Below are 6,183 nucleotides of genomic sequence, written 5' to 3'. Positions count from 1 at the left end.
CTGCAGCCCCTCTGACAAGTCAAAGACCGGGCCGAAGCAGCGCACCCAGTCCGGCGCGAGGCGATCTTTCTTGCTGCTCGGGGCTGAGGCCGCCCGGTCGCAAACGCGGTCTGGCACCATCCACTCAGCTCGCTGTCGCTGCCTCGCTCTACCTGTCGTTCACCGACTACAACCTCTTTCAGCCACCGCAGTGGATCGGTCTGGAGAACTTCGCGGCGATGTTCGGCGACGCCCGGTTCTGGAACTCCTTCCGCGTCACCGCCGTCTACGTGCTCGTCGGCGTCCCCCTCCAGCTCGCCCTCGCGCTCGCGCTGGCCCTGCTGCTGGACAAGGGGATGCGGGGCCTGCCGCTGTACCGCTCGGTGTTCTACCTGCCGAGCCTCCTTGGCGGATCGGTCGCGATCGCGATCCTGTGGCGCCAGGTCTTCGGCAAGGACGGTTTGGTGAACGGCGCGCTCGCATGGTTCGGTGTGGACGGTCCCGGATGGATCGGCTACCCCGACTTGGCGCTCGGCACGCTCGTGGTCCTCAACGTGTGGACCTTCGGCTCCCCCATGGTGATCTTCCTGGCCGGGCTCCGGCAGGTCCCGGAGATGTTCTACGAGGCCGCCGCCATCGACGGCGCGGGCAGGGCGCGGCGGTACTTCTCGATCACGCTGCCGCTGCTGACGCCGATCGTGTTCTTCAACCTGGTCCTCCAGGTCATCTTCGCGTTCCAGGCGTTCACGCAGGCCTATGTGGTCTGCGGCGGCCCCGGCGACGCGACCATGTTCTACACGCTCCTGCTCTACAAGGAGGCGTTCACCGAGCTCGACATGGGCTACGCCTCGGCGATGGCCTGGTTCCTCGTGCTCGTGGTCGCCGCCTTCACCGCCGTCAACTTCTGGCTCTCGAAGTACTGGGTGTTCTATGACGACTGAGACCCGAACGGTCCCCCTGGCGCGGCGGCTCCGCTCGATCGCCAAGCACGCCATGCTCATCGCGCTGTGCGCCGTGATGGTGTACCCGCTCGTGCGGCTGCTGGTGTCGAGCTTCAAGCCCAACGCCGACATCTTCCGCGACCTCAGCGTCTTCACCGCCGACCTCACCACCGAGAACTGCGAACACGGCTGGAGCGACCTCCAGTCGCCGTTCGAGGTGTACCTGGTCAACTCCGCGGTCATCGCCTTCGGCGCGATCGTCGGGAACCTCGTCTCGTGCTCCCTGGCGGCCTATGCGTTCGCGCGGCTGCGCTTCCGCGGGCGCAACCTCGCCTTCGCCGTCATGCTCGGCTCGATCATGCTGCCGTTCCAGGTGCTCATGGTGCCGCAGTTCGTGATCTTCAAGGAGCTGGGCTGGCTCAACACCTTCCTGCCCCTCATCGCCCCGAAGTTCCTCGCCACCGAGGCCTTCTTCGTGTTCCTCATGGTCCAGTTCATCCGAGGACTGCCCAAGGAGATCTTCGAGGCGGCCCGCATCGACGGCGCGGGGCACTTCCGGTGCTACCTCAACATCACCTTCCCGCTCATCGTCCCGGCGCTGGCGACGACGGCGATCTTCACCTTCATCTGGACCTGGGGCGACTTCTTCGGGCCCCTGGTGTACCTGCGGCTGCCCGAGTTCTGGCCGGTGTCGCTGGCGCTCAGGGGCTTCCTGGACGCGCAGTCGAGTTCGGACTACGGGTCCATGTTCGCCATGAGCGTCGTCTCGCTCCTGCCGATGTTCCTCGTCTTCCTGCTCGGCCAGCGCTACCTCATCAAGGGGATCTCGACGACCGGCATGAAGTGAGCGTTCAGGCGGCCCTCAGACTCGTCGCCGGGTGGTGGCGGCGCGAGCCTCCGAAGTGCTCGTCGCCGAGGAAGCCCGCGCGGTAGGCGAGGGCGCCGAGGGCCTCCGGAGAGGAGGCGCCGAGGACGTCCGTCATCTCCTTGATGTCGCGGTTGACGGTGCTGCGCGAGAGGTAGAGGTCCTTGGCGATGACCTCGCGGGTCTTGCCGCGTATGAGGTGTATGAGGATCTGGCGCTGCCTCGGGGTGATGTGGTCGATCGGTTCTAGGTCGGGGTAACGGCTGCCAGGCATTCGGGTCGCTCTCCTCACCGCGCGGCCCGCGGGCGGGCGGCCTGAGGGCCGCGGCGGGCGGGCGCGCGTGTCGACGGTGCGGCGCGGGGGTCGCCGCGGGCCGGCCGAGGGCTCGGCCGGGCGCGCGGACGCGCCGGGGATCACTTCGAGACCAGGATGCCGAGCGGCGCTTACAGATGGATTACTCGACACTTACACGGCGAGTAACGGCGAATGCACGATCGCGTGCGGCCGGGGAGGCGTCGAATGGGCCTTGTCCGTAATTGTCGGGGGCGATTCGCCCGACAACAAGTGATCTTACTGGTTTGGCCGAGAAGTTCACAGGGTGCGTCGATGGCTCATTTGATGGCGTATCGGTGCGTCTGGCGCGGCGCAGGTCGCGCGGGGGCCACTGCGGCGGGCGGTGCCCCGGGGCCGCAGTGGGGTCTGAGTGCATTGGGGTGCAAGCGGATTCATTGCAAAAACAGGTGTCGCGCTGCATTATCCTGTGCGGAGAGAAGTACTCCACTTGCGAGACCGGTGACGATGCAAGGCAAATCTGGCACGCTCGATTTCAAAGTACTCGGCCCCATTGAAGTGATCCGCGACGGCGAACCGCTGCCGCTGCGTTCGATCGTGCAGCGGCGGCTGCTCGCGGCGCTGCTGGCCGGCTCCGACCAGCCGGTGCCCGTCGACGTCCTCGAAGAGGCGGTGTGGGAGGGGTCGGCGCCCGAGCAGTCGCGGAAGTCGCTGCTGGTCTACCTGCACCGGCTGCGCCGCTCACTAGCGGAGGAGCGGCGGATCGTCAGGGAGTCCTCGGGCTACCGCATCCGCGTGGGCGAGGAGGACTTCGACGCGAAGGCCTTCGACGTGCTCGCGTCCCGGGCGCGGGAGGCGCGGGGCCGGGGCAGGGTCGAGGAGTCGGCCACGGGCTTCGCGAACGCCATGCGGCTGTGGCGGGGCGAGCCGTACGAGGACGTGCCGTCGGTGGGCCCGATCGCCGCCGAGGCGCACCGGCTCGGGGAGGACCGGCTGCTCGCGCAGCAGGAGCTGCTGGAGGTCAACCTCGACATGGGGATGCACGCGTCCCTCATCGGGGACCTGGAGGCGCTCGTGCGCGCCCACCCGTTCCGCGAGCGGCTGACGGCGCTGCGGATGCTCGCGCTGTACCGGGCCGGGCGCCAGGCCGAGGCGCTCCAGGCGTTCCGCGAGTCGCGCAAGGTCCTCGGGGAGGAGCTGGGCATCGATCCGGGGCCGCTGCTCCAGCGGGTGCACCATGCAATACTCCACCGCGACGAGCGGCTGGAGTCGGTGGCGACCGAGAGCATCGAGGGCACGTGGATCGCGCTGCCCGGCCCGCCGGTGGAGCTGGGCGAGCGGCGCTCGGCGACGCCGCGCGAGCTGCCCGCGGACGTGGCCGGGTTCGCAGGGCGGGACGGGGAGCTGCGGTTCCTGGAGGGCGCCAGGCTCGGCGACGCGGACGACGGCATCCCGCCCGCGCCGATCGTGGTCATCTCCGGCATGGCCGGGGTCGGCAAGACCGCCTCGGCGGTCCACTGGGCGCACCTGGTCGCGGGCGACTACCCGGACGGGCAGCTCTTCCTGAACCTGCGCGGGTTCTCGGCCGTCCCGGCGCTGCGCCCGATCGAGGCGCTGACGGCGATGCTGCGGTCGCTGGGCCTCGCCGAGGAGCAGGTGCCCGCCGAGACCGACCAGGCCGCGGCCCTGCTGCGCACCGAGACCGCCGGGAAGCGGCTCCTGCTGCTGCTGGACAACGCCGCCTCGGCCGAGCAGGTCGCGCCGCTGCTGCCGGGCAGCCCCGGCTCGCTGGTGATCGTCACGAGCCGCAACCAGCTCGGGGACCTCCTCGCCCGGCGCGGGGGGTACCTGCTCAACCAGGCGCCGCTGGCCCACGACGAGGCCGTGGAGCTGCTCAAGGCGCTGCTGCGGGTGGCGCGGTCCTCGCAGGACCCCGAGATCGACGAGCTGGCGCGGCGCTGCGGTTACCTGCCGCTGGCGCTGCGGATCGCGGCGGCGAACCTCGCCGACCGCGCGGACCTGGGCATCGGCGGGTTCACCGAGCGGCTCTCCAGCGGCGGGCAGGTGGAGGCGCTGCGCATCGGCGACAGCCCGCACACGGCCATGCGGGCGACGTTCGACGGCTCGTACATGGCGCTGCCCGAGGAGGCCCGGCACGTGTTCCGGTTCCTGGGGATCGCGCCGGTGCGGACGCTCACCGTGGACTCGGTGGCGGTCCTCGCCGACACCTCGCGGGCCGTGGCCGAACGCGCGGTCGAGCAGCTCGTCAACGCGCACATGGTGATCCGCGGCGGGCGGGGGCGCCTGCATCTGCACGACCTGCTGCGCGACTACGCGAACGACCTCCTCGAACCGACCGACCGGGCGCGGACGGCGGCGATGGGGCGCCTGCTGGAGTGGTACCTGGCGACCGCCGACGCCGCGTGCCGCAGCCGCTACCCCGGTTCGGCCCGGCTGCTGGAGACCACGGCGGTCTCGGCGCTCGACGACCCCGAGGAGGCGCTGCGGTGGCTGGAGGACGAACGCGAGAACCTCATCGCCCTCGCCCGCCACTCCGGGGACCGCCGCGAGGACTCGGTGGCGTGGCGCCTCGCCGACATCCTCCGCAGCCACGCCTGGGCGCAGCTCTCGTGCGCCGACTTCCTCGCACTCGCGCTCGCGGCCCTGCGCAGCGCGCGGTCGGTCGGCAGCGCCCGCGGCGAGGCCGTCGCCGAGCTGTGCCTGTCCACGGTGTACCTCAAGGCGCGCGACTTCCGGAAGGTCGTGCCGCACGCCGAGCGGGCGATCACGCTCTCGCGGCGCATCGGCTGGGACGCCGGCCGGGCCTCGGCGCACCACAACATGATGTTCGCCTGCTGGCAGATCGGGCGCCTGCGCACCTCAGTGGAGCACGGCGAGGCCGCGCTGACGATGAACCTCGCCAACGGCAGGCGGCGCGCGCAGAGCGTCAACCTCGCCGCGCTCGGCGTCGTCCACGGCGCGCTCGGCGACCTCCACAAAGAACTCCTGCTGCACACCGAGGCGCTCGGGATCGCCGAGGAGATCGGCAACGCGCGCCTCCAGACCGCGCACCTCAACGACCTCGCGCAGACCTCCATCGACCTCGGCTCGCTCGCGGCGGCCGAGGACTACGCGGTGCGCGCCATGAAGCTGGAGGCCGACCGCGGCGAAGGCGAGCTGGGGGCGCCGACCGCGGAGTCGATGACGGCGCTGTGCTCGGCCCTCGGCGAGTACGACAACGCGCTCGCCTACGCCGAGGCCGTGGTCCGCCAGGGCCGCGAGCAGGGCGACCGCAAGCGCACCGCGGACGGGCTCATCTGGCTCGCGCTGGCGCTCAACCGGCTCGAACGCCACGAGGAGGCCGTGGACACCGCCACGCACGGCCTGCGCGTCGCCGAGGAGGACCTCGCGGCGACCACGATCAAGGCCCTCGTCGAGCGCGCCGCCGGTCGGATCGGCCTGGGCGCCTTCAACGCCGCCCGCGCCGACGCCCGCCGCGCCCTCGCGCTCGCCCGGGAGGGCGGCTACCGGATCGCCGAGGGATCGGCCCTCAACCTCATGGCGGAGGTGCACCTGCGCCGCGGCCGGACCCGGCGCGCGGGCGAGATCGCCAGGCGCGCACTGGACCTCCTGCGGCCCACCGGGCACCGCGCGGCGGTCTCGTGCTCGCTGTGGATCCTCGGCGCCGCTGCGTTCGAACGAGGGGACGCCGCCGCCGCGAAAGGCCATTGGCGACAGGCGCGGCAGTTGTACGAGGCGATGGGCGCGCCCATGCCAAAGAAATACACAATGGACCTTTACTGAAAAAGGTTCCGCGGCACCGGGACGGTGGCCGCGTCGGCGGCCTCCGGTGAAACGCGAGGATGCGGCCGTGTTACCAGCCGGTTGCGGGGACGCGTCGGCGCGCCGTGACCGCATCGCATCGTCGCCGTTCCCTTCGGTACACGGGCCGTTCAGCGTCCGATCACGTCTGGTTTGGACGCGTCGCGCGCCATTCGGTTGCCGCCGAGGCGCAACCTGACACCGGATGGTCATCGCGTGGTCCCATCGGTTCATGTTTCACCCGAATGCGTGTACTCGGCCCCGGCTTGGGCCATGATCGGTCC

General features: G+C 70.8%; 4 protein-coding genes. 3 read left to right on the top strand and 1 reads right to left on the bottom strand.

Annotated elements, in window-relative coordinates:
- Window positions 1–11 precede the first annotated feature (11 nt).
- Window positions 12–920 carry a carbohydrate ABC transporter permease gene (locus tag E9998_RS20725; protein WP_136531606.1) on the top strand — a complete coding sequence of 303 codons (909 nt, stop codon included), beginning with the start codon at window positions 12–14 and terminating at the stop codon, window positions 918–920.
- Entirely contained in the window at window positions 910–1,767 is an 858-nt protein-coding gene (locus E9998_RS20720) for a carbohydrate ABC transporter permease (RefSeq protein WP_136531594.1), read from the top strand. The genes E9998_RS20725 and E9998_RS20720 overlap by 11 nt, the downstream gene beginning before the upstream one ends.
- A 4-nt stretch (window positions 1,768–1,771) precedes the next feature.
- Here E9998_RS20720 and E9998_RS20715 read toward each other — a convergent pair whose 3' ends face one another.
- Window positions 1,772–2,059: a LuxR C-terminal-related transcriptional regulator gene (locus tag E9998_RS20715; protein ID WP_136531593.1), complete on the bottom strand. Its 288-nt coding sequence runs from the start codon at window positions 2,057–2,059 to the stop codon at window positions 1,772–1,774.
- Window positions 2,060–2,584: 525 nt separating this feature from the next.
- Between E9998_RS20715 and E9998_RS20710 the strand changes: the two genes are divergently transcribed.
- The gene (locus E9998_RS20710; protein WP_158299911.1) at window positions 2,585–5,881 is read left to right on the top strand and encodes an AfsR/SARP family transcriptional regulator; all 3,297 of its coding nucleotides are present in this window, start codon (window positions 2,585–2,587) and stop codon (window positions 5,879–5,881) included.
- Window positions 5,882–6,183: the final 302 nt, after the last annotated feature.

The sequence above is a fragment of the Glycomyces paridis genome, from assembly GCF_004912155.1.
GTDB classification, from domain to species: domain Bacteria; phylum Actinomycetota; class Actinomycetes; order Mycobacteriales; family Micromonosporaceae; genus Glycomyces; species Glycomyces paridis.
This window is presented reverse-complemented; position numbering and strand designations above follow the sequence as displayed.

Bases quoted from the DNA above. Each gene is read 5' to 3' on its own strand.
- E9998_RS20710 (WP_158299911.1), top strand. From the start codon at position 2,585: ATGCAAGGCAAATCTGGCACGCTCGATTTCAAAGTACTCGGCCCCATT.
- E9998_RS20720 (WP_136531594.1), top strand. From the start codon at position 910: ATGACGACTGAGACCCGAACGGTCCCCCTGGCGCGGCGGCTCCGCTCG.
- E9998_RS20715 (WP_136531593.1), bottom strand. From the start codon at position 2,059: ATGCCTGGCAGCCGTTACCCCGACCTAGAACCGATCGACCACATCACC.